At 65.2% G+C, this 25293-nt stretch carries 22 protein-coding genes and 1 pseudogene; 11 read left to right on the top strand and 12 right to left on the bottom strand.

Annotated elements, in window-relative coordinates; all coding sequences use genetic code 11:
- Window positions 1-249, bottom strand: a 249-nt coding sequence (locus JNM03_RS01875) for an Hsp70 family protein (protein ID WP_294033972.1), incomplete at its 3' end; no start/stop codon positions are given.
- A 15-nt stretch (window positions 250-264) separates the two neighbouring features.
- Between JNM03_RS01875 and JNM03_RS01870 the strand changes: the two are divergent.
- Together JNM03_RS01870 and dnaJ are read left to right on the top strand one after the other, a co-directional pair.
- Window positions 265-795: pseudogene (locus JNM03_RS01870) on the top strand (Hsp70 family protein); the annotation flags it as partial.
- Between the two features lie 59 nt (window positions 796-854).
- On the top strand, window positions 855-1985 hold the full coding sequence (gene dnaJ, locus JNM03_RS01865) for a molecular chaperone DnaJ (RefSeq protein ID WP_294033968.1): 1131 nt from the start codon (window positions 855-857) through the stop codon (window positions 1983-1985).
- A gap of 126 nt (window positions 1986-2111) precedes the next feature.
- On the opposite strand, the gene JNM03_RS01860 is transcribed toward dnaJ, so the two are convergent.
- From JNM03_RS01860 to JNM03_RS01845, 4 genes are read right to left on the bottom strand one after another with little or no spacing between them, the layout of a single operon-like run.
- On the bottom strand, window positions 2112-3035 hold the full coding sequence (locus JNM03_RS01860; protein WP_294033967.1) for a multicopper oxidase domain-containing protein: 924 nt from the start codon (window positions 3033-3035) through the stop codon (window positions 2112-2114).
- A 24-nt stretch (window positions 3036-3059) separates the two neighbouring features.
- Window positions 3060-3452 (bottom strand): cytochrome c, encoded by a 393-nt coding sequence (locus JNM03_RS01855; RefSeq protein WP_294033966.1) that lies wholly within the window; start codon window positions 3450-3452, stop codon window positions 3060-3062.
- The gene (locus JNM03_RS01850; RefSeq protein ID WP_294033965.1) at window positions 3449-4165 is read right to left on the bottom strand and encodes a cytochrome C; all 717 of its coding nucleotides are present in this window, start codon (window positions 4163-4165) and stop codon (window positions 3449-3451) included. The genes JNM03_RS01855 and JNM03_RS01850 overlap by 4 nt, the downstream gene beginning before the upstream one ends.
- Window positions 4162-5253: a multicopper oxidase domain-containing protein gene (locus tag JNM03_RS01845; RefSeq protein ID WP_294033964.1), complete on the bottom strand. Its 1092-nt coding sequence runs from the start codon at window positions 5251-5253 to the stop codon at window positions 4162-4164. The genes JNM03_RS01850 and JNM03_RS01845 overlap by 4 nt, the downstream gene beginning before the upstream one ends.
- A gap of 329 nt (window positions 5254-5582) precedes the next feature.
- Here JNM03_RS01845 and JNM03_RS01840 point away from each other — a divergent pair, with 329 nt between their 5' ends.
- Window positions 5583-6026 carry an Rrf2 family transcriptional regulator gene (locus JNM03_RS01840; protein ID WP_294033963.1) on the top strand — a complete coding sequence of 148 codons (444 nt, stop codon included), beginning with the start codon at window positions 5583-5585 and terminating at the stop codon, window positions 6024-6026.
- Window positions 6027-6062: 36 nt separating this feature from the next.
- Here the strand turns inward: JNM03_RS01840 and JNM03_RS01835 are convergent, their stop codons facing one another.
- The gene (locus JNM03_RS01835) at window positions 6063-8381 is read right to left on the bottom strand and encodes a patatin-like protein (RefSeq protein WP_294033962.1); all 2319 of its coding nucleotides are present in this window, start codon (window positions 8379-8381) and stop codon (window positions 6063-6065) included.
- A 199-nt stretch (window positions 8382-8580) separates the two neighbouring features.
- On the opposite strand from JNM03_RS01835, the gene JNM03_RS01830 reads away from it, so the two are divergent.
- The 4 genes from JNM03_RS01830 (at window position 8581) to JNM03_RS01815 (ending at window position 15933) form a co-directional block, all read left to right on the top strand.
- Entirely contained in the window at window positions 8581-10776 is a 2196-nt protein-coding gene (locus JNM03_RS01830; protein ID WP_294033961.1) for a TonB-dependent receptor, read from the top strand.
- A gap of 16 nt (window positions 10777-10792) precedes the next feature.
- Window positions 10793-11875, top strand: a complete 1083-nt coding sequence (locus JNM03_RS01825; RefSeq protein WP_294033971.1) for a PepSY domain-containing protein — start codon at window positions 10793-10795, stop codon at window positions 11873-11875.
- 273 nt (window positions 11876-12148) lie between these two features.
- Window positions 12149-14317: a primosomal protein N' gene (locus JNM03_RS01820; protein ID WP_294033960.1), complete on the top strand. Its 2169-nt coding sequence runs from the start codon at window positions 12149-12151 to the stop codon at window positions 14315-14317.
- 74 nt (window positions 14318-14391) lie between these two features.
- Complete coding sequence (locus JNM03_RS01815; RefSeq protein WP_294033959.1) at window positions 14392-15933, top strand: hypothetical protein; 1542 nt, start codon at window positions 14392-14394, stop codon at window positions 15931-15933.
- A gap of 6 nt (window positions 15934-15939) precedes the next feature.
- Here JNM03_RS01815 and JNM03_RS01810 read toward each other — a convergent pair whose 3' ends face one another.
- Window positions 15940-16698, bottom strand: coding sequence for an isocitrate lyase/phosphoenolpyruvate mutase family protein (locus JNM03_RS01810; RefSeq protein ID WP_294033958.1), 759 nt, complete (start codon window positions 16696-16698; stop codon window positions 15940-15942).
- On the bottom strand, window positions 16695-17729 hold the full coding sequence (ada, locus tag JNM03_RS01805; RefSeq protein WP_294033957.1) for a bifunctional DNA-binding transcriptional regulator/O6-methylguanine-DNA methyltransferase Ada: 1035 nt from the start codon (window positions 17727-17729) through the stop codon (window positions 16695-16697). The genes JNM03_RS01810 and ada overlap by 4 nt, the downstream gene beginning before the upstream one ends.
- 164 nt (window positions 17730-17893) lie before the next feature.
- On the opposite strand from ada, the gene JNM03_RS01800 reads away from it, so the two are divergent.
- Both JNM03_RS01800 and JNM03_RS01795 read left to right on the top strand, forming a co-directional pair.
- Window positions 17894-18715, top strand: coding sequence for a DUF2306 domain-containing protein (locus JNM03_RS01800; protein ID WP_294033956.1), 822 nt, complete (start codon window positions 17894-17896; stop codon window positions 18713-18715).
- A 36-nt stretch (window positions 18716-18751) separates the two neighbouring features.
- Window positions 18752-20305: a S1C family serine protease gene (locus JNM03_RS01795; protein ID WP_294033955.1), complete on the top strand. Its 1554-nt coding sequence runs from the start codon at window positions 18752-18754 to the stop codon at window positions 20303-20305.
- Here JNM03_RS01795 and JNM03_RS01790 read toward each other — a convergent pair.
- The 4 genes from JNM03_RS01790 to JNM03_RS01775 all read right to left on the bottom strand — a co-directional run bounded on the left by JNM03_RS01790 (window position 20283) and on the right by JNM03_RS01775 (window position 22860).
- On the bottom strand, window positions 20283-20840 hold the full coding sequence (locus JNM03_RS01790) for a hypothetical protein (RefSeq protein WP_294033954.1): 558 nt from the start codon (window positions 20838-20840) through the stop codon (window positions 20283-20285). The two genes, JNM03_RS01795 and JNM03_RS01790, sit on opposite strands and share 23 nt — an antisense overlap.
- Before the next feature lie 318 nt (window positions 20841-21158).
- Window positions 21159-21698, bottom strand: a complete 540-nt coding sequence (locus tag JNM03_RS01785; protein WP_294033952.1) for a shikimate kinase — start codon at window positions 21696-21698, stop codon at window positions 21159-21161.
- Window positions 21695-22171 carry a DUF6790 family protein gene (locus JNM03_RS01780; protein WP_294033951.1) on the bottom strand — a complete coding sequence of 159 codons (477 nt, stop codon included), beginning with the start codon at window positions 22169-22171 and terminating at the stop codon, window positions 21695-21697. Before JNM03_RS01780 ends, JNM03_RS01785 begins: the two co-directional genes overlap by 4 nt.
- A 20-nt stretch (window positions 22172-22191) precedes the next feature.
- Window positions 22192-22860, bottom strand: coding sequence for a dienelactone hydrolase family protein (locus tag JNM03_RS01775; RefSeq protein WP_294033970.1), 669 nt, complete (start codon window positions 22858-22860; stop codon window positions 22192-22194).
- A 289-nt stretch (window positions 22861-23149) separates the two neighbouring features.
- Here JNM03_RS01775 and JNM03_RS01770 point away from each other — a divergent pair, with 289 nt between their 5' ends.
- Window positions 23150-23716 (top strand): F0F1 ATP synthase subunit delta, encoded by a 567-nt coding sequence (locus tag JNM03_RS01770; RefSeq protein WP_294033950.1) that lies wholly within the window; start codon window positions 23150-23152, stop codon window positions 23714-23716.
- A gap of 38 nt (window positions 23717-23754) precedes the next feature.
- Complete coding sequence (gene atpA / locus JNM03_RS01765; RefSeq protein ID WP_294033948.1) at window positions 23755-25284, top strand: F0F1 ATP synthase subunit alpha; 1530 nt, start codon at window positions 23755-23757, stop codon at window positions 25282-25284.
- Window positions 25285-25293 lie beyond the last annotated feature (9 nt).

Below are 25293 nucleotides of genomic sequence, written 5' to 3'. Positions count from 1 at the left end.
CTCGGCGAGCGTGCCCTCTTCCAGCTTGCCCCTGGCTTCCGTGATGACGGCTTCGATTTCCGACACCACCGCCGCGTCGACTTTCTCGCGGTTTTCCGCAATCAGCTTTTCCGTGGCGTAGATGGTCGAGTCGAGCTTGTTCTTGGTTTCGATCCGCTCGCGCAACTCCTTGTCCTGACTGGCGTTGGCGTCAGCGTCGCGAACCATCCGGTCGATGTCTTCCTTGGTCAGTCCGGAACTCGACGTCACCGTGATGCGCTGCTCGCGCCCCGTGGCGTGCCGCAGATCGAGGTGACCTTCGACATCGACGCCAACGGCATCGTGTCGGTCCACGCCAAGGACAAGGGCACCGGCAAGGAACAGCAGATCAAGATCCAGGCCTCGGGCGGGCTCAGCGATGCAGACATCGACCAGATGGTCAAGGATGCCGAACAGTTCGCCGAGGAAGACAAGAAGCGCCGCGAGGCGGCCGAGGCGAAGAACAACGCCGAAAGCCTGATCCACACGACCGAACGCCAGCTCGTCGAGCATGGCGACAAGGTCGATGCGGGCCTCAAGAGCGAGATCGAGGCGGCGGTTGCCGAGGCCAAGACCGCGGTCGAAGGCGGCGACCCCGCCGCGATGACCGAAAAGGCCCAGGCCCTCGCGCAGGTCGCGATGAAGCTGGGTCAGGCGATCTACGAGAAGGAACAGCAGGCCGCGGCGTCCCCCAGCGCCGACGATGCCGGTGAAGCCAAGGCCGACGAAGATGTCGTCGATGCCGAGTTCTCGGAAGTCGAAGACGACAAGAAGTAAGGATGAAACTCTCCCCGCCGCGCTTTCGGGTGCGGCGGGGCTGAGGGGGCTTTTGGATTATGTCGCTCGACATCGATTATTACGAACTGCTCGAAGTCGAGCGTACCGCCGACGACGCCACGCTGAAGGCGAGCTATCGTAAGCTCGCGATGAAATATCACCCCGACAAGAACCCCGGGTGCAACGACAGCGAAGCGCGCTTCAAGGCGATCAGCGAAGCCTATGACTGCCTGAAGGACCCACAGAAGCGGGCGGCGTACGACCGCTTCGGCAAGGAAGGCGTGCGCGGCGCGAGCGGCTTCGGCGGCGGCGCGGGCGCCGATTTCGGCGACATCGGCGATATTTTCGAATCGATATTCGGATCGGCGTTCGGCGGCGGCGGACGCCAGCAGCGCGGCCCCGCACGCGGCGCCGACCTTCGCTACGACATGGAAATCAAGCTCGAGGACGCCTTCACCGGCGTATCGCGAGAGATTCAGGTCGATGTCGCGGCGCGCTGCGAGACCTGCGACGGTTCGGGCGCGAAGCCCGGCACGACGACCAATCGCTGCTCGACCTGCGCCGGTCATGGCAAGGTGCGGGCGCAGCAAGGCTTTTTCATGGTCGAACGGACCTGTCCGACCTGTCAGGGTGCGGGCGAGGTGATCGCCGACCCCTGCAATTCATGCCATGGCGAAGGCCGCGTCGACCGGCGCAAGACGCTGACCGTCAACATTCCCGCAGGGGTCGATGAAGGCACGCGCATTCGCCTGTCGGGCGAGGGCGAGAGCGGCGCGCGCGGAGCGGCGCCGGGCGACCTCTACATCTTTCTCCACATGGCGCGGCACAAGGTCTTCGAACGCGAGGGCACGACCCTGTTCACGCGCGCGCCGATCAGCTTCACGACCGCCGCGCTCGGCGGCTGCATCACCATCCCGGGGCTCGACGGCAAGAAGCACGAGATCAATATTCCCGCCGGCATCCAGTCGGGCAAGCAGCTCCGCCAGCGGGGCGCTGGCATGCCCGTCCTCAACGCGCGCGGACAGGGCGACCTAGTCGTCCAGATCGAAGTCGAGACGCCAACCAAATTGAACGCGAAGCAGAAGGAACTGCTGCAGGCGTTCCGCGAGACCGAAACCGGCGACGAATGCCCGGCAAGCCAGGGCTTCTTCGGGCGCATCCGGGAAATGTGGGACGATCTGACGGAATAGGCCGCGCCGCGTCGCCGCGCGCCGAAAGCGCCACCGCCAGGCTCCCCCGGCAAGGGAGAAGAAGGCCTTGCCGGGAGAAACCCGCCCGGGGGTGAGCGGCACTGGGCCGCTGGGGGGTGTCGGGCGTCAGGGCACCAGGATCAGGTCGCCGCGCCCCATGTTCGGATCGGCATCGTTCGAAAACATGACCACCGCCATCGCGCCGGTGTGCGCGTGCGCCATCGAATGATCCACGATCACATTCGCGCCCTCGACCGGCGAAATCAGGTCGAACGTCGCGCCATCGCCGGGTCCGACGACCATGCTTTGCATGCCGACCTTCTTGTTCTGCGGGTTGCCGCTGGGATAGACCGCGTCCCAGATTCCCGCGATCGGATGGAAGGACGAAAACTCGTTCGGCCCGGCGTTGACGAAATAGACGCGGACCCGTTCGCCCGGCTTGGCGACCAGCATCTTGGTCGCCGCAGGGTCGTGGACGGGATCATATTTGAACGCGACGCCGTTGAACACGACGTTCGACCAGTCCGCCTTCATGATCGAATGCAGATCGTCCGGGTTGGCGTACACCTCCGACTGGACGAGGACATATTCGCGATCCGCCTTGGGCAACGCCTTGGGATTCTTGGGGTCGACCAGAATGACGCCGAACATGCCGCGAGCGATATGCTGGTACATCGGATCGGACCCGCAATGATAATAAAAGGCGCCCGGATGATTGGCGACGAACTGGAACGTCTTGGTCTCGCCCGGCTTGATCGCCTCGAAATCCTTGATCACGTCAACGCGCGCGGCGTGCAGGTCGATCGAATGCGAATTCTTGTTCCCGGGATCGTTGGTGAGCACCATCGTCACCGTGTCGCCTTCGGTGACGCGGAGCAGCGGTCCCGGCACCTGACCTTCAAAGGTCCACGATGCCTGCATCGTCCCCTTGTTGTCGACGGGAAGCGACACTTCCTTCGCCGTCAGGTGCAGCGTAACCTCCTTGGCGAGCGCGGGCTGGCTGATCAGCGCGGCGAGCGCCGAGGCGGCGAGCAATATCGATCTTCGCATATTCATACCCCTGTTTTCCGGTAATTATTTGCCTTGATTGCACTTGCAGACATAGGTGAGATAATCGGCCATATCCTCGATCTGCTCCTTCGAAAGGACGGCCGACCAGGCGGGCATCAGCGCCGATTTGTTCACCGACGCCCCGCCGTCCGTGATCGCCTTGATCATCTGTTCGCGGGGCAGCGACGACATGCCCACGGTGTCGCTATGGTCCCTCGGCTGCACCGACAGGCCGATGGTGTTCACGCCCTTGCCGTTGCGCTGGACGCCGTGGCACTGCGCGCAATAGGTGTCGTAGACATGGGCCGAGGCGGCGATCTTCGGGCTTTCGGTCCCGGCGGTCGCGGGCTGGTGGAACGCGATGGCGCCGGTCATGGCAGCCAGCGCGAGCGCCGCTATCCCGTAACGGAGCATCATTTGCTCTCCTTTCCGAGCGATGTGACATAGCCGGTGATCCGCTGGAGATCGGGATCGGACAGCGTCAGCGTCGGCATCCAGATGTGGGGGTCGAACTGCTGCGGATTGCGGGTGTAGGCGATCACATAATCGGGACGCAGCCGCTGGCCGGCATCATAGAGTTCGGGGCCCGACACGCCGCCCGTGCCGGGCGCGTCCTGATGACAGGCGACGCAGCCGCGCAGCTTCGAAAAGCCGAGCTTGCCCATGGCGGCGTTGGCGGCCTCGGGCTTGAAGGCGCCTTCCGGTACCAGTCCGTCGCTTTTGAGCGACAGCAACTGGTCGGCAAGCCTGCCGGCGGTCGCGGCATCGACGGCCGGATGTTTCTCGACGGCGGCGCTGTCGATCGTGTCGCGGGGTTCGCCCGGCTTCGCATGTTTGAACCACAGGACGCCGCCGGGGCGGATGACGGTCGGCTTCTGAAGCCATGCGACCAGCCAGTCGCGATTGAACTTGTCACCGGCATACCAGAGGTCGGGGCCCTTGCGGCTCCACAACCGGTCGAGCGTCGCGTCGGCAGGCTTCGTCAGGGCGTGGCAGGATGCGCATTGGCTCGTCAGCTCCGACCCCGGCGCCTGCGCACCGACGCTCGCGGGGCGCACCGCCAGCGCCATGACGGCCACCGCGGTGCTGGCAGCCAGCAGCAGCGGCCCCTTTACAGCAAGCCCCCTCATGCCACCGGAACTCCCTTGAAATTGGGATTGGTGTGGATGCCGTGCGGCTTGCGGAGGCTCTGTTCGTAATAGAAGTCCGGAACGAATTCCTTGTGCGCCCAGTGGTAATAGGACTGATCGCGGGGAATCCCTTCATACTCGATCAGCGTCATCACGCCGCCATGCGGCGTGTGACCGTTCATCGTATGGCTGTCGATATGATCGTGGATCATCCAGCGGCCGGGATTGTCGCACCGCAGGATGATGTCGTACCGCTCGCCCGGCCCGACCAGAACCGTGTCCGCCTTGATCGGCGCGGGCAGTGGATGACCGTCCTTGAAGACGATCTCGAACACATGGCCATGGATATGAATCGAATGGAAGCCACCGCCCGCGCCGAACATGCGCAGGCGGATGACGTCGCCCTCCTTGACCCGGATCGGCTGGGTTTCGGGGAAGGATTTGCCGTTGATGGTGAAATAGTCGAACACGTCGCCGGGCATGCCGCCCTGCCCCAGCTTGTCGGCCCAGGACGACGCCCATTCCGAAAACATCAGGATATAGTCGCCCGTTACCTCACGCTCGATCAGCGCCGGTTTCACCGGATCGATGATGAAGGGGCCCCACATGCCGCGCGTCGCGACATGTTCGTTCACGTTGACGTGGCAGTGATACCACATGGTCCCGGCCGGTTCGGCAACGAACTTGTAGGTGAAGCTGTCGCCCGGCTGGATGCCGAGCTGCGTCATGTCGGGCACCCCGTCCATTTCCCACGTCCCGCGCTGGAGCAGGCCGTGCCAGTGGATCGTGTGCGGCAGCGTCGTCAGATTGTTGAGGAGGACTTCGACATGGTCGCCCTCGCGAACATGGAACAGCGGGGCGGGAACCTGCCCGGCATAGGCAAAGGTCTGAAACGTCTGCTGCCCGACCAGCGTGATGCGCGTTTCCTCGATATTCATTTCGAACTTGTGCTGCGCGGCCCCCGCTTTCCCGACAGCCGGCCCCGTGCTTTTCGCGGCTGCCGGCGCCACTGCGGTCAACGCAGGAACCGCCACGGCCGCCCCCAGCCCCTTCAAAACGGCATCGCGTCGCGTGATCGGCCCCATCATGTATTCCTATAAGATGTATTTAATATACCTATTTAATAGAAAGGGTGCGCACGGCTGTCCAGCAAAATCAGATATGGACCGCCGATTTTTTCGATCAGGCGTCGCGCCATGGCAACGGCCCCGAACCGATTTTCCCGCCAGAATGCTGAAAAGACAGGTTTTAATATCGGACTGCCGTCCTTCGCATATCGCCGCGTTGCGGGGCATCCGGCGACCGCGATCGTGCTGCGGCCGACCATCGGGCAGGGCGCGGACCGGACCGGCCGGCCCTTAACAAGCGGTCGACATCAGGCTAGACAGGTGCGGGATATTCCTCTCAGGAGAGGTATGTGCGGCTTACCCGCTATACGGACTATTCGCTTCGGGTTTTGATCCATCTCGCGCTTCATGACGATCGCCTCTGTCAGATCGGCGAAATTTCTCGAACCTACGATGTGTCACACAATCACCTGATGAAGGTCGCGAACGCATTGGCGCAGGATGGCTTCATCCAGACCGTACGGGGGCGGTCGGGAGGGATGCGGCTTGCCCGGCCCGCGGACCAGATCAGCGTCGGCGAGGTCGTCCGGCGCACCGAAGAAGGCTTTGAACTGGCCGAATGCTCGGGATGCGCACTGTCGCCGGCCTGCGGCCTGACCGGAGTCCTCGCGAAAGGGGTGCAAGCGATGATGCAGGTGTTCGATGCCTATAGCATCGCCGACCTGTTGACCGACCGCGATGCCATGCGGCGCCTGATGAGCCGCCAGCCCGTGTTGGGAATCGGGATGTCCTGATGGCCCGTCGGCGACGTTGTGGCGCCGCGCGGACGATCAGATGGCGCCGATCTCGCCCCGCAGTTCCGCGATCAGCGCCTTGACCTTGGGCAGCCGATCCTCCTCTTCGTCGAGGATCGCATGGAATGCGCGCCGCTTGAACGCCGCAAGAGCCTCCGGCGGCAGCGCATTCTCTCCGCTGGCACTACTCGCGACGATGTCGATCAGCCGGTCGGCGCCATGAAGGCGCCCCCACAGATAGTCGTTTTCGCGGTACGCGCGGCTGAAGAAAGCGCCAAAGCTGTTGAACTCGATGCCTTTCAGCATCGCCGCCGCACCACCGGTGCGAATCGCGGTCGCGTCGGAAGGAGAGATGCGGTCGATCTTGATCGGATCGAATTCGTCGAACCCCTCACCCTGCAACAGCGGTAGCGTCGCGATGTCGTAAAAAGGGTAGCCAAGATAGGCGAGCAACATCATGCGCCGGTCGTCCTTCGGCAATTGCGCCAGGCCTTCCGCGACCAGCCGGTCCGCCTCGGCATCGGCGCCGATCAGGTCGCGCCGCTCGCCGATTGCATCGAACCATGCCGCCGCACCGGCATCGGCCGGAACATCGGCTCCCGCGAGCCAATTATCGCCCTGGCGCTCAAGATAAAGGCCGAGCGCGGCATAGATCGCGTCGCGCATCGCATCGCACGCGGGGTCGCGGGCATCGCGCTTCGCCTCGACGAGGCGATCGAGTTCGCGAGCAAGGAAACGCAGGCGGCGAATGCGAAAGCCAAGGTCATGGGTCCGGAAAAAGACGACCGCGTCGCCGCTCGCGCCCAGCCCGCGCTTGCCCGACAGCCGGTCGAGCCCGCGCGCGCGGACCTCGCTCCACAGCGCGTCGCGGCGATTGCGGCGATGAATGTCGCCCGCCGGCGGCGCCAGCCGGTCGATCGCATTCACAAGCTCTTCGACCACGGCGGACAGTTTGAGGTGGCCGTAGGGCGCATAAGCGAAGCCGGCGCGCACCGCCGCCTGATCCTGCGCCTTCGCGCGCCATTTCTGCAATCGGGCCGGGGTCGGCGTATCGAGAAAGAAAGTGCTGCCGAACAGCGCCGCGACCTGTTCCTCGACCTCCACCTTCATCGCATCGATGATATGTTGCATGCGCCGGATGCGGCGCGACATGCCCTCGATCGCTTCGACATTGTCACGGATCGGCTGCTCGCGCGGGATTTCGGACAAGGCGCCGAGGATTGTCGACAGGAAGCCGGGAAGACGCGGCGCCTTGCCGTCCGTCCCTTCTCCCGGCTTGCCGAAGCTGATCGAACGGAAATCCGGCTTGGGATCGATATAGACGAAGCGGCGATCGATCTCGCGCCGCGCCGGCCGCTGTTTCAGCGCCGAGATGGCGGGACGGAACGGCGCGTTGGCCAGAACCGAACCGTCGATCAGTACGCGATCGGCGGGGTCCGACTCGCCCCCCGTCGGAAGCTGCGCTCGTACGAACGCATCGCGGCCGGGCCAGGCGATTCCCCGCTTGTGCAACACGCCGTCCAACTCGCGAAGGGTGAACGGCGGAAAGGCGCCGGGGAAGCTCGCGGTCGCACGCGCCGCGGCGGCAAGCGCGGGGACGTCGCAAAGGCCGTCGTCACTGCGTTCGTCCTGCCGGAAATGCATCACCAGCCGATGCTCCTGCTCGGTAACGCGCGGCGGGCTGTTGAGCGCCAGCGATGCGCTGTGCCCGGCAAAATCGGTGACCGAAACGAACAGATCCACCGGCTGGCCGGTCGGCACCAGCGCCGGTCCCTTCGGACCGCCCTGCATCGCGTCGAACGCATCGAGCAACAATTCGGAAAAGGTTTCGCCGCCAAAGGGTGGTTCGAACCAGCGCGCGCGCACGAACCGCGACAGTTTTGCGCGCACCTCGGCCTGCGCATCCTCGCCCACGGTGCGGTCGATAACGTTGCCGCGCCGCTTCATCGCCCAGCCCGCAAGCGGCACCGCCCAGAATTTCGTCGCCGCCGACAATGGCCGCGCGTCCGGATCCAGCAGGCTGTCGACATCGGCGTCCTTCAGCCAAAGCTCGGTCAGCGGGTCGAGCGACTGGCCCGTGGCAATCGCACGGGCAAGGAAGATGCCGTTGATGCCGCCCGCGCTCGCCCCCGCCACGATATCGGCGAGAACGCGCAACCGGACACCGCTTTTCGCCGCGATCGCGTTCAGCAACTCGCCATAGACGCGGCCCGATCCCTGTTGCGGCACATCGTCGTAGAAGGCGCGCGACGCCGCCGACAGCTTCCAGACCTCTTTCGTGATGCCGTGCATATAGACGGCGAGGCTGATGCCGCCGTAGCAAATCAGGGCGAAGCGCAGTTCCTTTTCCCGCATTCGCGCAGTGATAGCGCGCTTTCACGGACCTGTCCCCTCCGGTTGGCGGCGCCGTCCGAATGGGCCGCTCTTTCGTCACCGTTATGGACAATACTGTGTAATTCCGCCGATTTTCTCACAATCGGGGCAGAAAATCCCGCCACGCCACTTGCATTTGCGAATAGGTCGCATTAGCGGCACGTGCAAACAGGAGCCCCGAATGAATCGCAAATGGATCGCCGCCGCGCTGCTCACCAGCGCGCTCTCCTCGCCCGTCTTTGCGCAGGATGCCGCTTCGACCGAAGACGGCGTGGGCGAGGACGCCATCATCGTCACCGCGGCGCGCACGATCCTGCCGCCCAACGCGCTGCCGCTGACAATCGATATCATCGGCAAGGATGCGCTCGATCAGCAACTCGCGATGTCGGGCTCGGTCACCGACGCGGTCGCAAATCTCACCCCCAGCTTTTCCCCGACGCGGCAAAAGCTTTCGGGCGCGGGCGAAACGCTGCGCGGCCGGTCGCCGCTCTATGCGATCAACGGCATTCCGCAGTCGACCCCCCTTCGCGACGGCAGCCGCGACGGCTTCACGATCGACGGCTTTTTCGTCGATCGTGTCGAGCTCATCTATGGCTCGAACGCGCTGCAGGGGATCGGCGGCACCGGCGGCATCGTCAATCAGGTCACCGTCGGCGCGCCGAAGGAAGAAGGGCTTTCGGGCCGCACGCTGCTTCAGGGCACCGCCGACAATGATTTCTCCAAGGCCGGAATGGGCGGCAAGATCGCGGGCCTGGTCCAGTATCGGGCCGGCGCGTTCGACGCGACCGTCGGCGCCGCCTATGAGATTCGCGGCGTCTTTTCGGACGCGAAGGGTCGTCCGATCGGACTCAACCTGACGCAGGGGGAAACGCAGGATTCCAAGGCGCTGTCACTGTTCGGGCGCTTCGGGTACGAGCTGTCGCCGAGCGCGCGGATCGACCTGATCGCAAGCCGCTTCGAACTGAAGGGCGACGGCGATTATGTCGCCACCCCCGGCAACCGCACGCTTGGTATCCCGACGAGCGCGGTGCGCGGCAATCCACCCGGAAAATCGGCGCAGAACCGCACCGAAAGCGTCGCGCTGTCGCTGACCGACAGCGATCTTGGCGGCGGCAATTTCGTCAGCCAGATCTTCTTCAACCGCAGTCGCGACACGTTCGGCGGCGAAGTCCTGACGCAGGCGACCTTCCAGGACATACGGATCGCGCCGATCGGCACCCTGTTCGACCAGTCGCAGAATCGCAGCCGCAAGATCGGCGGCAAGATCAGCTATGAACGCGCGATTCCCGGCTTCGAGGACCTGACCGTGACCCTGGGCTTCGACGCCCTGTGGGACACCACCGAACAGCGGCTGATCGCGACCGGCCGCACATGGGTGCCGCCGACCGATTTCCGCAGCCTCGCCCCCTTTGCGCAGGCGAACCTCAAGCTGTTCGACGGCCTGATCCGCGTGGCAGGCGGCGCGCGCTATGAAAATGTGAAGCTGACCATCGACGATTATGTGACGCTGGCGACGACAACGACCCCGCGCGGCGGCGTCGCCGTCGCGGGCGGGTCGCCGAGTTTCAAGGATGCGCTGGTCAACGGCGGGATCATCATCGAACCCGCCCAGGGTATCCGCGCCTATGCCAGCTATGCCGAAGGCTTCACCGTGCCCGACGTCGGCCGCATCACGCGCGCGATTGGCACCGCAGGGGTCGATATCGACACTTTCCTCGATATAGCGCCGATCGTCTCGAACAACCGCGAGATCGGGGTGGAGTTCAAGCGCGGGCCGGTCGATGCGAACGCGACCTATTTCTGGTCGTCGAGCGACAAGGGGCAATTGCTCATTGCCCGCCCCGACCGAATCTTCGACGTCCAGCGCCTGCGTGTCGAGATCCAGGGCCTCGAGCTCAACCTCGGCGTCCAGACGCCGATCGACGGGCTGAAACTCAACATCGGTTACGCGCATCTGATCGGCCGGTTCGACAGCGACGCGGTGCCCGACGGGATCGTCGACAGCGACCTTGATGGCACGAACATTTCGCCCGACCGCCTGAACCTGGCGGCCAATTACACCAGCGGCCCCTTCTCCGCGCGCGTCCAGACGCAGGTCTATTTCAAGCGCCGCTTCGACAGCAAGGCGCGCGCCGCCGACGATGCGAATCCGCTGCACCCGCTGAAGCTCGCCGACAACGACTTCGGCGGTTACACGCTCACCGACGCGAACGTCCGCTACCAGACCGGCATCGGCGGGATCAGCCTGTCGATCCAGAATCTCTTCAACAGGCAGTATATCGATTATTCGAGCGACACGCGGCTGCCGACCGACCAGCTATCCTATTTCGCCGGGCGCGGACGCACCTTCACGCTTGGCTGGGACTACCGCTTCTAATAGGGCGCGCCGGATGATGAAGACGCTCGACACGCTGCACCGCTGGACCGGCGGCCTGATCGGGCTCGTGCTGGCCCTGCTCGGCCTGTCGGGCACGATCCTGCTGTACGAACATCTGTGGATCGGCCTGCCGCATAGCAGCGACCCGCTGCGCGGCGACCTTGCGACCGTCACGGCGACGACAGAGAAGCTGATGGCGCTCCCCGGCGCGCAGGGCATCATCTATGCCGACGAGCGCTTCGGGCTGCACCAGCTCCGCCTCGGCAAGGACGCCGGGGCTTACGCCAGCCAGTCGGGTGAAATCGTCGCACGCTGGGGCAGCCAGTGGGAGCGGCCCGAGCTGTGGATCTTCGACTTCCACCACCATCTGTTCGCGGGCGACAGCGGGGAATGGGTCATCGGCATCGCGGGCCTGTGCGGTCTGTTCTTCGTGATCAGCGGCGTCATCCTGTGGTGGCGCACCCGCAAGACCTTTCAGCTTCGGCTGTGGCCAAAACGGATGAGCCGCCCGTCGATCGTCATGCACCACCGCGACCTGGGCATCATCGCCGCGCCGCTGTTGCTGATCTCGGTCGTCACCGGCACGATGATGATCTTCCGGCCGTTCGCGCTCGGCGTCGTTGCGCCGTTCGGCCCCGTCGCCGAAACCGCAAAAGCCCTGGAATCGCCGAAGTACAAGGGCGGCCCGCTTACCCGAATGCCCGACTATCCCGCGATGCTCGCCGAAGCACGCCGCCGCTTTCCCGACGCCGAATTCCGGATTCTCAGCCTGCCGCGCAAGCGGGGCGACCCCATTGCGCTGCGGCTGCGCCAGCAGGCCGAATGGCTGCCCAATGGTCGATCGACCCTGTGGTTCGACGCCGAAACCGGCAGGCTGCTCGGCGCGCGCGACGCGCTCGCGATGGCGCCGGGCGCACAGGCGTTCAACATGGCTTTCCCGATCCACGCCTCGAAGGTCGGCGGCTGGGCCTGGCGTATCGCCATGACCCTGTCCGGCGTGGCGATGACGATGCTCGGCAGCCTCGCGGTATGGACCTTCTGGTTCCGCCGCCCGAAACCCGCGAAGCGGGTGGCCAAGAAAGCGGCGCTGGCGACATAGCCACGAGCGAAAACGTCGCTATTGGGGTGGGAGGCGGACGTTTTCGGATCCTCCCCACTTGTGGGGAGGTGGCAGCGCGAAGCGCTGACGGAGGGGAGTGGCGTTCTCAAGCGACGTCGCTTCAGGCCGATCACCCCCTCCACCACGCCCTGCGGGCGCAGTCCCCCTCCCCGCAGGCGGGGAGGATCGTATGGCCGCAATCGGTCGCAAGCCGCCGTCCCCAACCTCGCCGCTTTCCTATTTTACCGGCATCCCTATATCCTGCCTGATCCCATGACCCGCGCCCGCGTCCTTCTTTTGACCGCCGCCCTCGGCCCGCTCGACTATCGCGTGCCCTACGGCACCGAAGCGCCGCTCGGCAGCGTCGTCGTCGTGCCGCTCGGCCCGCGGCGGATGGGCGGCGTGGTGTGGGAAGACGACAGCTTCGGCGCACCCGAACCCGTCGGCGACAACCGCCTGCGCAACCTGTTCGAGGTCGTGCCGGTGCCGCCCGTCGCACCGCCCTTGCGCAAGCTGGTCGAATGGACGAGCGACTATTACCTCGCCCCCCCTGGGTCGGTGCTGCGCATGGTGCTGCCCGGCGCGGCCTTCGCCGACGCACGGCGGCCGATCGTCGAGTATCGCGCCACCGGCACCCTCCCCGCGCGGATGACACCACAACGCACCGTCGCTCTTGAAAGGATCGGCGACCGCCAGGGCATCGTGCGCGAACTGGCGGCACTGGCCGACGTCAGCGAGGCGGTGATTCGCGGGCTGGTCACCGGCGGCGCGCTCGAAGCGGTCAGCGTCTCGGCCGATCAGCCCTATCCACAGCCCGACCCCGCCTTCGCGCCGCCCGATCTTTCGGACGAACAGACCGCCGCCGCCGCCCAGTTGCGCGACGCGGTCGCCGATGCGAGGTTCGAGACGCTGGTCCTCGACGGCGTCACCGGATCGGGCAAGACCGAAGTCTATATGGAAGCGATTGCCGCCGCGATCGACGCCGGCCGGCAGGCGCTGGTCCTGCTGCCGGAAATCGCCCTGACCGAACCGATGCTGACGCGCTTCGCCGCGCGCTTCGGCTGCGAACCGGTCGCCTGGCATTCGGGCCTGCGGCAGGTCGAGCGCCGCCGCGCCTGGCACAGCATCGCGGCGGGCGAAGCGAAAATCATCGTCGGCGCGCGCTCGGCGCTGTTCCTGCCCTATGGAAATCTGGGTGTGATCGTCGTCGACGAAGCGCATGAAACGAGTTTCAAACAGGAAGACGGCGTTCATTATCACGCACGCGACGTCGCGGTGATGCGCGGGCATTTCGAGGGCCTCCCCGTCGTTCTCGCCAGCGCAACCCCCGCGCTGGAAAGCCTCGCGCAGGTCGAGGCGGGCCGCTATCGCCACATCATCCTTCCTGCGCGCTACGGCGGGGCGAAAATGCCCGATCTCGCCGCGATCGACATGCGCACCGATCCGCCCGACCGGGGGCGCTGGCTCGCCCCGCCGCTCGTCGATGCGCTCGCCGACCGACTCCACAAGGGCGAGCAGAGTCTGCTGTTCCTCAACCGGCGCGGCTTCGCGCCGCTGACCCTCTGCCGCACCTGCGGCCACCGCATCCAGTGCCCCAACTGCACCGCATGGATGGTCGAGCACCGCCTCGTCCATCGGCTCGCCTGCCATCATTGCGGCCATGTCATGCCACCACCGCGCCTCTGTCCCGAATGCGAAGACGAGGACAGTCTGGTCGCCTGCGGCCCCGGCGTCGAACGCGTCGCCGACGAAGTCGCCCTGCGTTTTCCCGAGGCGCGAACGGCGATCGTCACCAGCGACACATTGTGGTCGCCGGCCAAGGCCGCCGAATTCGTCGACAATGTCGAGGGTGGGCTGGTCGACATCATCATCGGTACCCAGCTTGTCACCAAGGGTTATCATTTCCCCAACCTGACACTGGTCGGCGTCGTCGATGCCGACCTGGGCCTCGACGGCGGCGATCTGCGCGCGTCCGAACGCACCTTTCAGCAGATCGCGCAGGTCGCGGGGCGCGCCGGACGCGGGGTGAAGCCCGGCGAAGTGCTGATCCAGACGCGCGTCCCCGACGCCCCGGTGATGGCGGCGCTCGTCGCCAATGATCGCGAGGGCTTTTACGCCGCCGAAGCCGCCGCGCGGCGGCAGGCCGGTGCGCCCCCCTACGGCCGCTTTGCCGCGCTCGTCATCTCGTCGGAAGACATCGAGGTCGCACGCGGGCTGGCGCAGCGGCTGGGACAGAAGGCGCCCGTCGCCGACGGCCTCGCCATCTATGGTCCCGCCCCCGCGCCGCTTGCCATGCTGCGCGGCCGCCACCGGTTCCGCCTGCTCCTCCATGCGCCACGCAGTTTCGACCTGCAGGGCACGATTCGCGATTGGGTGGCCCGGATCGACTGGCCCGCGAAGGCCCGGCTCGCGATCGATATTGATCCATATAGCTTTGTATAGCGGCGACGGACCTTTACGGCGGACCATGCCGCTGGCAGCATGACGGCCGGTTGCAGATCCGGGGGCGCGGCGAGATGGTGAAAATCGGTTTGGGTCTGTTGGCCGCGATCGTCATGGTCGGAGCGGCCGCACCGGCCGAGGCGAAATGGCTGCGCGCCGACACCAACAACTTCATAATCTACAGCGAGGGGACCGAACGGGATCTGCGCGACTTCGCCGAAAAGCTCGAACGCTTCGATGCCACGCTCCGCTATCGCTTCAAGGTCGAGGGGGGCAAGGATCCCAACCCGCTGACCATCTTTCTGGTCGATCGCGCCGTCGACGCCGGCCGCCTCGCCTCCGGCAAGAGCGGATCGTCGATCGCCGGTTTCTACAGCCCCGGCCCCGAAGGCAGCTTCGCGGTATCGAACCGCGAAGATTATGTGATCAAGGGAACCCCGCAATCGCAGCAGACGCTGTTCCACGAATATAGCCATCACTTCATGAAACGCTTTTTGCCCGGAGCGTTTCCGGCCTGGTTCATCGAAGGGTTCGCCGAATATTATTCGTCGGCCAATTTCACGAAGGACGGCAGGGCCGAGATCGGCAAGCCCGTCTACAGCCGCGCCTATGGCCTGCTCACCATGCCGAAGATCCCTGCCAGCATCCTGCTGTTCCAGCGGCCCCTCGAAATGCGCAACTCGGGGCAGATGGACGTCTATTACGGCCGCGCATGGCTCTTGACCCATATGCTTTTCAACGATGAAGCGCGCGTCGACCAGCTTGGCGCCTATGTCACGGCGATCAACAAGGGAATCGATCCGAAACAGGCGGCCACCGACAGCTTCGGCGACCTGGCGACGCTCGACAAGGATCTCAACCGCTATCTCAACAAGCCGATGAGTTATCGCACCACCGCCGACGCGATCGCGATCGCCGGGCCGATCACCATCGGTGCGTTGACTCCGGCACAGGATGCCGTGGTCCCGCTCCGCCTCGAACGGCTTAGCGCCGACAGCAATGAACGCCTGATCAAAGCCCGCGATGGCCTCAAGCGGCTGACCGCGCAATATCCGGGCGACGCGGGCATCTGGTACGAATTCGCAATGGCCGAATGGGGATTGAACGACGACAGCCGCGACAAGGCGGCCGCGCGCGCAGCCGTGGACAAGGCGCTCGCGATCGATCCGAAGCATGTACGCGCCAATGTCCTGCTCGGCCAGATGCTCACCACCGAGGTGGAGGAAAAGGCGGACGCGACCGCCGTCGACTGGAATGCGGTGCGCAAACCGATCATCCTCGCAAACCGGACCAATTCCGACGATCCGGTACCGCTCTATTCCTATTACAAGAGCTTCATCGACCAGCGAATGCGGCCGCCGCCGATCGCGGTCGAAGGCCTGTCGCGCGCCTTCCACCTTGGTCCCGAGAATATCGAGGTGCGGATGAACTATGCCTTCGCACTCGCCAACAACGGAAAGTTCGACGCCGCGATCAATCTTGCCAAGATCGTCGCCTTCGATCCGCACGACGGCGGCGCCGGCGAACAGCTTCTGGAACGGCTTGAAGCGATGCGCAAAAATGCTGCCGCAAAGCCCGGCGATGAAAATGCCGACGCCGAAACGACGGCCGACTGAGGCCGATCAATAATCGGGCTCGCCGCCCTCCAATATCCGGCTCGTCTGCCCCACCAGCCACGCCATCGCGGCCGCCCATGGCTGGTGCCCATGACTGATCCGCGCCACGCCCAGGCTGGCCAGTTCCTTGTGCGTCGGGCCGCCCTTGCCGCGCAGGATGTTCACCGGCAGCGGCGACCCTTCGCAGATCGCGCCAATGCATTTGGGGTCGAGCAGGAAAGGCACGAACAGCGACCCCGCGCCCACATCGGCATAGGCGCGCGCGCGTTCGAGCGTCGCCGCGACCAGCGCGTCGCCATCCTTCGCGATGTCCTGTCCACGGAAGGTATCGCAGCGGGCATTGATGAATAGCCCGGTGTCGGCCGCGGCACGATAGCGTGCCACCGCCTCGGCAAGCGGCAACAGGTCGGACCGGCCGGGTAGCCGATCCTCCATGTTGATCCCCGCCGCACCGGCTTCGCGGGCCCGGCCGACCGAAATGCCGACCGCCGCCGCATCGGCGCCATAGCCCGATTCCATGTCGATCGTAACGGGAAGCTCGGTGACCGACAGGATGCGTCGCAGGTTTTCAAAGACATCCTCGATCGGAAAATCCTCACCGTCAGCGCGGCCCTGCGCACCGGCGACGCCGAAACTGCCCGTCGCGATCGCCTTTGCTCCCGCCGCGGCGACCGCCTTCGCGCTTCCGGCATCCCAGATGTTGACGAGGATCAGCGGATCGCCGGGCACATGCAGCGCGCGGAACGCGGCAATCTTGTCAGTCATTTGACTTCCCTTTTCAGAAGTTCGCGTTTGATCGGCAGGCCATAGGCATAGCCGCCAAGCGACCCGTCGGTTCGTACCACGCGGTGGCACGGGATCAACACCGCGACATTGTTCGCGCCATTGGCGCTCCCGGCCGCACGCACCGCCTTGGGCTTGCCGACGGCTGCCGCGATATCGGCATAGCTGCGGGTCTCGCCCGCCGGAATCCGTCGCAGCTCGCGCCATACCGCTTCCTGGAAGGCCGTGCCCTTCACGTCGATCGGGATATGGTCGAAGCCGTTGACCGGCGCCTCGACCGCATCGATCACCTCAGCGAGCAGCGCCTCGAACGCCGCTCCGCCTTCGACCAGGTCGGCGGCAGGGAAACGCGCCTCGAGCGCCTCCCGTCCTTCGCCGAAGCTCAGCCGGCATACGCCTTTACCCGTCGCCGCGACGAGCATGTCGCCGAGGCTGGTCGGCACGACTGCCCAATGGATCGTCGCCCCCTTCCCGCCATTGATCCAGGCCGAAGCCGTCATACCCATGCGTCCTTCCATATTCCCATAGAATCGCGACGGCCCCGAAAAGCCCGCATCGTAAATCGCGTCGGTCACCCGGGTGCCGTCGCTCAACGCCTGCCGCGCACGTTCCTCGCGCAGGGCCCGCGCATAGGCGGCGGGCGAAAGACCCGTGTGGCGCGTGAAGACGCGCTGGAAATGCGTCGGCGAATAGCCCGTGCGCGCCGCGAGGTCGGCAAGCGCCAGCGGTTCCTCGCTGCTCTTGATCGCGGCGATCGCCGCCAGCACGGCACCCTCGTCGCGCGCGACGTCGTCGGGCAGGCAGCGCTTGCACGGGCGCAGTCCGGTGGCGCGCGCAGCGGCACCATCGGCAAAGAAGCGGATATTGTCGCGATGCGGATGCCGCGCCGCGCAACTGGGCCGGCAATATATGCCGGTGGTCAGCACACCGGTCACGAAGCGCCCATCGAGCGCCCGGTCGCGGCGGAGGACCGCCGCCCAGCGGTCGTCGTCTGTCATGGTTTCGACGGTCATCGTTCGTCCTTTCCTAATCGTCCGGACGACGCATTGCCACCGCCGCGACGCGCGCGCGTCCCGATGCTTGCGCTCAAAGTCCCATGCTTCACTGTGTTACTGTATTATATCATTGACTCACTGCCGGCCTTGCCGCATTCTTCGGATGATTTCGGGGGAGGACCATGGCGACGATCGACGCATCTTTGGGATCCGCCCGCACGGTGCGGCGCGCCGACTGGCTCGCTCGCGCCGCGACCTTCTGTTTCCTTTCGATCGCGGCCGGCCAACTGCTGTTCACCGCTTTCATTTTCGCCTTCTATTATCCTTCGTCGCTTTCAGGCGATTTCGCGGCCTGGAATAGCAAGCCGCTGATCAAGGGGTTCGTCGCGGGCGATGCGAGCGGCAACCTGTTCTTCGCGGCGCATGTGCTGATGGCGGCGGTCATCACCGTCGGCGGGCTGGTCCAGCTCGTCCCGGCGATCCGCGCCCGCTGGCCCGCAATTCACCGCTGGAACGGCCGCCTGTATCTCGCCAGTGCACTCATGCTTTCGCTCGGCGGACTGTGGTTGACGTGGGGACGCGGCACCTGGATGAACCTGATCGGCGCGGCGGGCATCACGCTCGACGCGCTGCTTATCCTCGCCTTTGCAGCGCTGGCGTGGCGCGCGGCCCGCGCCCATCGCTTTGCGCTGCATCGTCGCTGGGCCCTGCGCCTGTTCGCGGTGGCAAGCGCAGTGTGGTTCATGCGCGTCGGCTATATGGCGTGGGGGATCGCGTCGGGCGGCGCGGGGATCGGCAGGGCGATGGACGGGCCGTTCGACATTTTCCTCGCTTTCGCCAATTCGCTGCTACCGCTCGCCGTCACCGAACTTTACCTGCGAGCCGGCGCCAACGGGACGCCGGCCGCGAAGAAAGGCGTCGCCGTGCTGCTGGCGACAAGCGGGCTTGTCATCCTGGCGGGCAGCGCCGGCGCATGGATGGTGATGTGGAGCCCCTACCTCTAGCTTGCCTTCGCGCCATCTGTGGCTAGGGTCGCCGCCATGACCCGCCTCCTTGCGCTTCTGCTCGCCCTGTTCGCCATCCCGCTCGGCCTTGCGGTCCCGGCGCATGCCGCCGACGACATCAGCGCCGCCTCGCGCAGCGTCGTGCGCGTCGTCACCGTCGCGATGGTCGATGGCGAGGTCGTCGGCTTCGGCCACGGCAGCGGCATCGCGATTTCGCCGACGCGCGTGCTGACCAACGCGCATGTCGTCGAATCGGCGGCGCGCTATCCGGGCAATGTCGCCCTCGGCGTCGTCCCGTCGGAGGGGCAAAAGAGCTATGCGGCCAAGCTGATCGCGATCGACTCCGCGCGCGACCTCGCGCTGATCGAGATCACCGAGGCGCGCCTGCCCGCCGCCGCCATCTATACCGGGCCGCTCGATTCGGGAACCGACGTCGTCGCGCTCGGCTATCCCGGAAACGTCGACCTGGCGACCGCACGCAGCGCTTCGGATTACATCACGCCCCGGACGCCTGTGCGCAGCGAAGGCAATCTGTCGAACACCCAGGCGGTCGACGGGGTGGCGATGCTCGTCCACACCGCGAAAATCTCACGCGGGAATTCGGGCGGACCGCTGGTCGATACCTGCGGCCGGATCGTCGGTATCAACAGCGCAATCACCCGCGCCGACGATGGCGATTCGCCGTTCGCCTTCGCGATCTCGACGCGCGAAGTGGCCCGCTTTCTGGCCGACGCGAACCAGTCCTATGGCAATATCGGCTCGCCATGCCTGTCGATGGCCGACGCCGATGCGCGCGATCGCGCGGCGCTCGACGCCGACGCACGCAAGGCCGCCGAAGCCAGCGCCGCGAAGGAAGAGGCCGCCCGCCTCGACCATGAGCTCAAGACGGCACGTGCCGAAGAGGAGGCGCTGGCCGCGCGCGAGAACCGCATCGCGCTGGCCGGCGTACTCTTTGTCATCGGCGCACTTTCGGCGGGAGCGGCGCTGATGTTCCATGGTCAGAAGAATGTCCGGAACAGCAAAATTGCCGGCGGCGCAGGCGGCGTGCTGATCCTCGCCGCTGCGGTCCTCTTCATCACGCGCCCCGACGCGCATGCCGAAGTCGAAGGTGACGCGCCGCCCCCGGCGGCCGACGCCGCGCCGAAACTGGCCGAGGGCAATCTTCTTTGCACGATCCGCCCCGACCGCAGCCGCATAACCGTGTCCGAAACCACCGACGTGCCGATCAAGATCGCGGCGAACGGCTGCATCAACGACAAGACGCAATTTACGCTAGGGCCCGACGGCCATTGGCAGCGCATCCTCGTCCCCAACGACGAAGCGACGGTCACCGTTGCGTCGATCGACCCGACCGGCCGCGAATACAGGGTCGAACGCTATTTGCTCGATGCCGAAACGATGACGAAGGCGCGCGAAATCCGCGCAGGGATCAAGCTCAACAGCTGCACCGCCGACACCGGCCAGATCGAAGCGTTCCGGACACAGCAGGACGCGGTCCGCGCGGCGCTCCCGACCAGCCCGAACGAGCGGCTCGTCTATGGTTGCCAGCGCGCCGGCGCTGGCGTCGTCAAACCTGCGGCCGCGCCTTGAGGCGGAATCCCGCGCCAGCGTCGATCCAGATATAGCTCGCCATCAGCTCGCCGGCGAACTCGCCATCGACCGTGCCGACCTCGAGCTGCATGTCGTCATCGGGCCGTGCAAAGGCATAGGAACAGGTCTTGCGGTTCCACAGTGTCGCGAGCAACCCTTCGCGATAGAGAATCGCATAGCGCTTGTTGTCCGCCGGTGGATAGGGCGCGCGGCCGCTGACGATGCGGAAGCCAGCCATATAGCTGTCGTCGACCACGCCGCAGAAGGCGGCCCCTTCGCGCGTCAGTCCGATCCGCAGCTCGGCCGCAAGCGACGGATTGTCGGCAAGCGCGGTAAGCTGGCGCGCCTGGACGCGGCCATCGGCGCCTTCGCTGAACCAGGTCATCATCCGGCAGGTTCGGGCAGCCACATCGGGTTCGTGGCATTGTATTTTCCCCGCACGCGCCGGCGCGAGCTGATCCTTGATCGGCTTGTACGCCGGATCGAGGTCGAACGTGGCACCCGACATCAACAGCAGCGCGGCGATCAACGACATGGACACGCCCTCCTTGCGCGAAACGCTGCGCCGAAGAGGTTGAGATCGGGTTAGGGTCAGGACCCATTCATTCCACGATCGAGGTTTGAAGCGATTTTGTTCAGGGCGAGGAGGAAAGGCGAAGGAATATGGGGCGATATTTCAAGACTTTTTGACGAAGCCATGGGCAAAATCGGTCAAATCCCGAAGGGACGCCGAAATGGCTTCGATCTCGAACCTGCGCGGCCTTGCGGGTAGCGATGCTACCCGCTGCACCCGCACAGGCCCGATATCTTCGCCATTTCGACGCCTCGATCGCGGAATGAATGAGTCCTGACCCTAGCGAAGGCCCAGCGTCTCGCGAATGCGCTGGGCCGCGTCGGCAGGATCGACGGCCCCGGTATCGATATCGATCGCGGCGGGAGGCATCGGAGGATAAACGAACGCCCCTTTCGCGCTGAGCTCATGATAGAGCGCCAGCGAAGACAGCTTGCCGCTCGACTGCCGCGATGGCGCCTCGATGCGCGTTTCGATGACATCCTCCGCGCAGGACAGCGCGACGAAATCGACGCGCCCGCCCGCCGCCTCGACCAGGGCGACCGCACGGGCCAGAAAATCGGCTGCCACGCTCGCTTCGGGATGGAAGGTGAAGATCATCGAGCGGCGCTCGGCGGCAGCGGCAGCGAAGACGTCCATCCACATCTTCTCGCGCAGTTCGACGAAGGTCGGGCTGCCAAAGCGAAAGACGCTGAGCAGCGCATCGACGACGAGGTGGTTGTGGAACAGCGGCAGCCCGGTCGTCGCCGCGAGTTCGCGCGCCACGGTCAGCTTGCCGCACGCGACGGGGCCATGGATGAAGACGAGCCGCATCGCGCTCATGAGCGTGCCCATGCCGGAAAAGTGGCGGCGACGAACGCCAGCAACAGCGCCGCCATCCCGAGATCGGATAGCATCGCCACATTCTCGGAAAATTCCCGCTCGCGGTTCGTGAGGTGGAGAAAACCGGCCATTGCGTAAAACAGCATGCCTGCGATCGCCATCGGCGGCACCCATTCGGGACGCTTCAGCGACGCGATCGAGATCAGCCCGATGGTGAGGTTCCAGAAGCCCAGCTCCTGCGCCAGCGGAAAGGCGGCGTTGTCGGTCACCCCGAAAATCCCCGTCGCGGTCAGTTCGGGCTTCACGACCTGCCGCACGCCCGTGATCAGCAACCGCACGCCAACGCCCCAGAAGACGAACCATTTGCCGACCAGTTGCCACAGCGGCGCGGTGCCCGCCCCGGTCCAGCGCTCGATCAGCACCGACGCCACCGGCAGCACCAGCATGGTCAGCAGAACAACCGTCAGATGCATCGCCCCCTCCTTCGGTTCGCTTACCCCCCGCACGCCTTGAACAGCATCAGCGTCCGTGCGCGCGCCGCGTCGGCGCTCGGTTCGTGATAATCCTTGCGCCGGTCGCTGTTGAAACCATGCCCCGCCTCATAGACGAATATCTGCGCGGTCGGGTGTTCTTTCGCGATCAGCGCCTCGACCCCTTCCATCGGAATGCCGCCATCGAAGCGGCCGAAATGAGCGATGGCGGCGCAGGCCGGGGCCTCATCCTTGAACGTCGTCGGCACGAGGCTGCCGTAATAGGCGGAAGCCGCGGCAAGGTCGGGGCTGATCTGCGCCATTCGCCAGGCGACCGACCCGCCGTAGCAATAGCCGGTGATGAACACCGGCCCCTTGCCCTTGAGCGCGTCGATACAAGTCTGCGCATCCTTCAGGCTCTGGTCGAACGGATGCAGTTCGCGCGCCAATTGCACCGCGCGCTGGAACTGCGGCCCCGTATAGTCGCTCTCGAACCCGGGATGCTCGCGGTCGAACAGCGCGGGCGACAGCACTTCATATCCGTCGCCGGCATATTCGTCGCACATCTCGCGGATATGATCGGTGACGCCGAAAATCTCCTGGATCAGGACAAGACCGCCCCGACGCTCGCCGTCCGGCCGCGTATGATAGACCGCCACCTCGGCGCCATCGTCCATCGTCATCCGAATCATCTCGCCCACGCGCTTCCCTCTCCTTCATCGGGGCCGGGTCCGTCACGCCGCGCCGCAACCGACGGTCAACCACCGTTCTTCTTCAGCCGAAGTTTGACGAAAGATCGGCCCTTCGACAAGCGCAGGACGAACGGGCATGGGATCGTATGGGATAAGTCCCCACCCTCGCCTTGCATTGCAGCAAAATCGTTGCTACGCGCGCCGCGACTTCGCAGCGGGGGTGTTTTCGGACGCCGTATAAAATCCGCGCAGCCATCCCCCAAGGGATCGTAGAAAAGGACTTTCGCGCGTGGAGAATTCCGGCGGCATTCAAGGCAACATCACGGCGGGCCTCGCGGGCCGCTATGCCAGTGCGCTGTTCGATCTGGCGCGCGAATCGGACGCGATCGACAGCGTTCTGAAAAGCCTGTCCGACCTCAATGCCGGCCTCGCCGAATCGGCCGACCTCACCGCGCTCGTCACCAGCCCGATCGTCGGCCGCGACGATGCTGCGAAGGCGATCGAGGCCGTCGCCAGGGCGATGAAACTCGATTCGCTGACCACGAAGTTCCTTGGCGTACTCGCCGAAAACCGTCGCCTCGCCGACCTGCCGCGCATGATCGACGCTTATCACGCCATCGTCGCGGCGCACCGCGGCGAAGTGACCGCAAAGGTCACCAGCGCGCACCCGCTCACCGCCGAACAGGTGAAGGCGCTCGCCGCCAATCTCAAGACCCGCGTCGGTCGCGACGTCCAGATCCAGGCCGCCGTCGATCCCGCCATTCTCGGCGGCCTTGTCGTTCAGTTGGGCAGCCAGCTGATCGATGGCAGCATCCGTACCCGTCTCAACAGTTTCGCCCAGGCGATGAAGGGCTGAAGCCCTCTACGCCAAAACGCCCGATGAAAGGCTGAATAATGGAAATCCGCGCCGCTGAAATCAGCAAGGTCATCAAGGACCAGATCGCCAATTTCGGTACCGACGCCTCGGTCAGCGAGATCGGCTCGGTCCTCTCGGTCGGCGACGGCATCGCCCGCGTCCACGGCCTCGACAATGTTCAGGCCGGTGAAATGGTCGAATTCGCCAATGGTGTGAAGGGCATGGCGCTCAACCTCGAAGCCGACAATGTCGGCATCGTGATCTTCGGCTCGGACTCGGAGATCAAGGAAGGCGATACCGTCAAGCGCACCGGCACGATCGTCGACGTTCCCGTCGGCAAGGGCCTGCTCGGCCGCGTCGTTGACGGCCTTGGCAATCCGATCGACGGCAAGGGACCGATCAAGGCCGACAAGCGCATGCGCGTCGAAGTGAAGGCGCCGGGCATCATCCCGCGCACCTCGGTCCACGAACCCGTCCAGACCGGCCTCAAGGCGCTCGACGCGCTCGTTCCCGTCGGCCGCGGCCAGCGCGAGCTGATCATCGGCGACCGCCAGACCGGCAAGACCGCCGTCGCGATCGACACCTTCATCAACCAGAAGCAGGCCAACGCCGGCACCGACGAATCGAAGAAGCTGTACTGCATCTATGTCGCCGTCGGTCAGAAGCGTTCGACCGTCGCGCAGATCGTGCGTCAGCTCGAAGAAAACGGCGCGATGGAATATTCGATCGTCGTCGCCGCGACCGCGTCGGAGCCCGCTCCGCTGCAGTATCTCGCACCCTACACCGGCGTGACGATGGGCGAATTCTTCCGCGACAACGGCATGCACGCCGTGATCGTCTATGACGATCTGTCGAAGCAGGCGGTCGCCTATCGCCAGATGTCGCTGCTGCTGCGCCGCCCGCCGGGCCGCGAAGCCTATCCGGGCGACGTCTTCTATCTCCACAGCCGCCTGCTCGAGCGCGCTGCCAAGATGAACAGCGACAATGGGTCGGGTTCGCTCACCGCGCTGCCGATCATCGAAACGCAGGCGGGCGACGTGTCGGCGTACATTCCGACCAACGTGATTTCGATCACCGACGGCCAGATCTTCCTCGAAACCAACCTGTTCAATGCGGGTATCCGCCCGGCGATCAACGTCGGCCTGTCGGTGAGCCGCGTCGGCTCGGCCGCGCAGACGAAGGCGATGAAGAAGGTGTCGGGCTCGATCAAGCTCGAACTCGCGCAGTATCGCGAGATGGAAGCCTTCGCGCAGTTCGGTTCGGACCTCGACGCCTCGACGCAGAAGCTGCTCAATCGCGGTGCGCGCCTGACGCAGCTTCTGAAGCAGCCGCAGTTCCAGCCGATGCCGTTCGAGGAACAGACCGCGTCGATCTTCGCCGGCACCAACGGCTATCTCGACAATGTTGGGGTGACCGACGTGTCGCGCTACGAAGCCGCGATGCTCGCCTATCTGCGCAGCGACCACGCCGACGTGCTGAAGACGATCCGCGACACCAAGGACCTCGGCGACGACGCCAAGAAGGGTCTGGTCGCGGCGCTCGAAGCGTTCGCCAAGATTTTCGCGTAACCCACCCAC

Origin of the sequence: Sphingopyxis sp. (genome assembly GCF_016793825.1) — a bacterium.
In the GTDB taxonomy this organism is placed as follows: Bacteria; Pseudomonadota; Alphaproteobacteria; order Sphingomonadales; family Sphingomonadaceae; genus Sphingopyxis.
The sequence above is the reverse complement of the archived record's forward strand: the minus strand, read 5'-3'. Positions and strand labels throughout refer to the sequence as shown.

Bases quoted from the DNA above. Each gene is read 5' to 3' on its own strand.
- dnaJ (WP_294033968.1), top strand. From the start codon at position 855: ATGTCGCTCGACATCGATTATTACGAACTGCTCGAAGTCGAGCGTACC.
- JNM03_RS01775 (WP_294033970.1), bottom strand. From the start codon at position 22,860: ATGATTCGGATGACGATGGACGATGGCGCCGAGGTGGCGGTCTATCAT.
- JNM03_RS01780 (WP_294033951.1), bottom strand. From the start codon at position 22,171: ATGCATCTGACGGTTGTTCTGCTGACCATGCTGGTGCTGCCGGTGGCG.
- JNM03_RS01830 (WP_294033961.1), top strand. From the start codon at position 8,581: ATGAATCGCAAATGGATCGCCGCCGCGCTGCTCACCAGCGCGCTCTCC.
- JNM03_RS01825 (WP_294033971.1), top strand. From the start codon at position 10,793: ATGAAGACGCTCGACACGCTGCACCGCTGGACCGGCGGCCTGATCGGG.
- atpA (WP_294033948.1), top strand. From the start codon at position 23,755: ATGGAAATCCGCGCCGCTGAAATCAGCAAGGTCATCAAGGACCAGATC.
- JNM03_RS01860 (WP_294033967.1), bottom strand. From the start codon at position 3,035: ATGCGAAGATCGATATTGCTCGCCGCCTCGGCGCTCGCCGCGCTGATC.
- ada (WP_294033957.1), bottom strand. From the start codon at position 17,729: ATGACCGTCGAAACCATGACAGACGACGACCGCTGGGCGGCGGTCCTC.
- JNM03_RS01850 (WP_294033965.1), bottom strand. From the start codon at position 4,165: ATGAGGGGGCTTGCTGTAAAGGGGCCGCTGCTGCTGGCTGCCAGCACC.
- JNM03_RS01790 (WP_294033954.1), bottom strand. From the start codon at position 20,840: ATGTCGTTGATCGCCGCGCTGCTGTTGATGTCGGGTGCCACGTTCGAC.
- JNM03_RS01785 (WP_294033952.1), bottom strand. From the start codon at position 21,698: ATGAGCGCGATGCGGCTCGTCTTCATCCATGGCCCCGTCGCGTGCGGC.
- JNM03_RS01845 (WP_294033964.1), bottom strand. From the start codon at position 5,253: ATGATGGGGCCGATCACGCGACGCGATGCCGTTTTGAAGGGGCTGGGG.
- JNM03_RS01835 (WP_294033962.1), bottom strand. From the start codon at position 8,381: ATGCGGGAAAAGGAACTGCGCTTCGCCCTGATTTGCTACGGCGGCATC.
- JNM03_RS01820 (WP_294033960.1), top strand. From the start codon at position 12,149: ATGACCCGCGCCCGCGTCCTTCTTTTGACCGCCGCCCTCGGCCCGCTC.
- JNM03_RS01855 (WP_294033966.1), bottom strand. From the start codon at position 3,452: ATGATGCTCCGTTACGGGATAGCGGCGCTCGCGCTGGCTGCCATGACC.
- JNM03_RS01810 (WP_294033958.1), bottom strand. From the start codon at position 16,698: ATGACTGACAAGATTGCCGCGTTCCGCGCGCTGCATGTGCCCGGCGAT.
- JNM03_RS01795 (WP_294033955.1), top strand. From the start codon at position 18,752: ATGACCCGCCTCCTTGCGCTTCTGCTCGCCCTGTTCGCCATCCCGCTC.
- JNM03_RS01815 (WP_294033959.1), top strand. From the start codon at position 14,392: ATGGTGAAAATCGGTTTGGGTCTGTTGGCCGCGATCGTCATGGTCGGA.
- JNM03_RS01800 (WP_294033956.1), top strand. From the start codon at position 17,894: ATGGCGACGATCGACGCATCTTTGGGATCCGCCCGCACGGTGCGGCGC.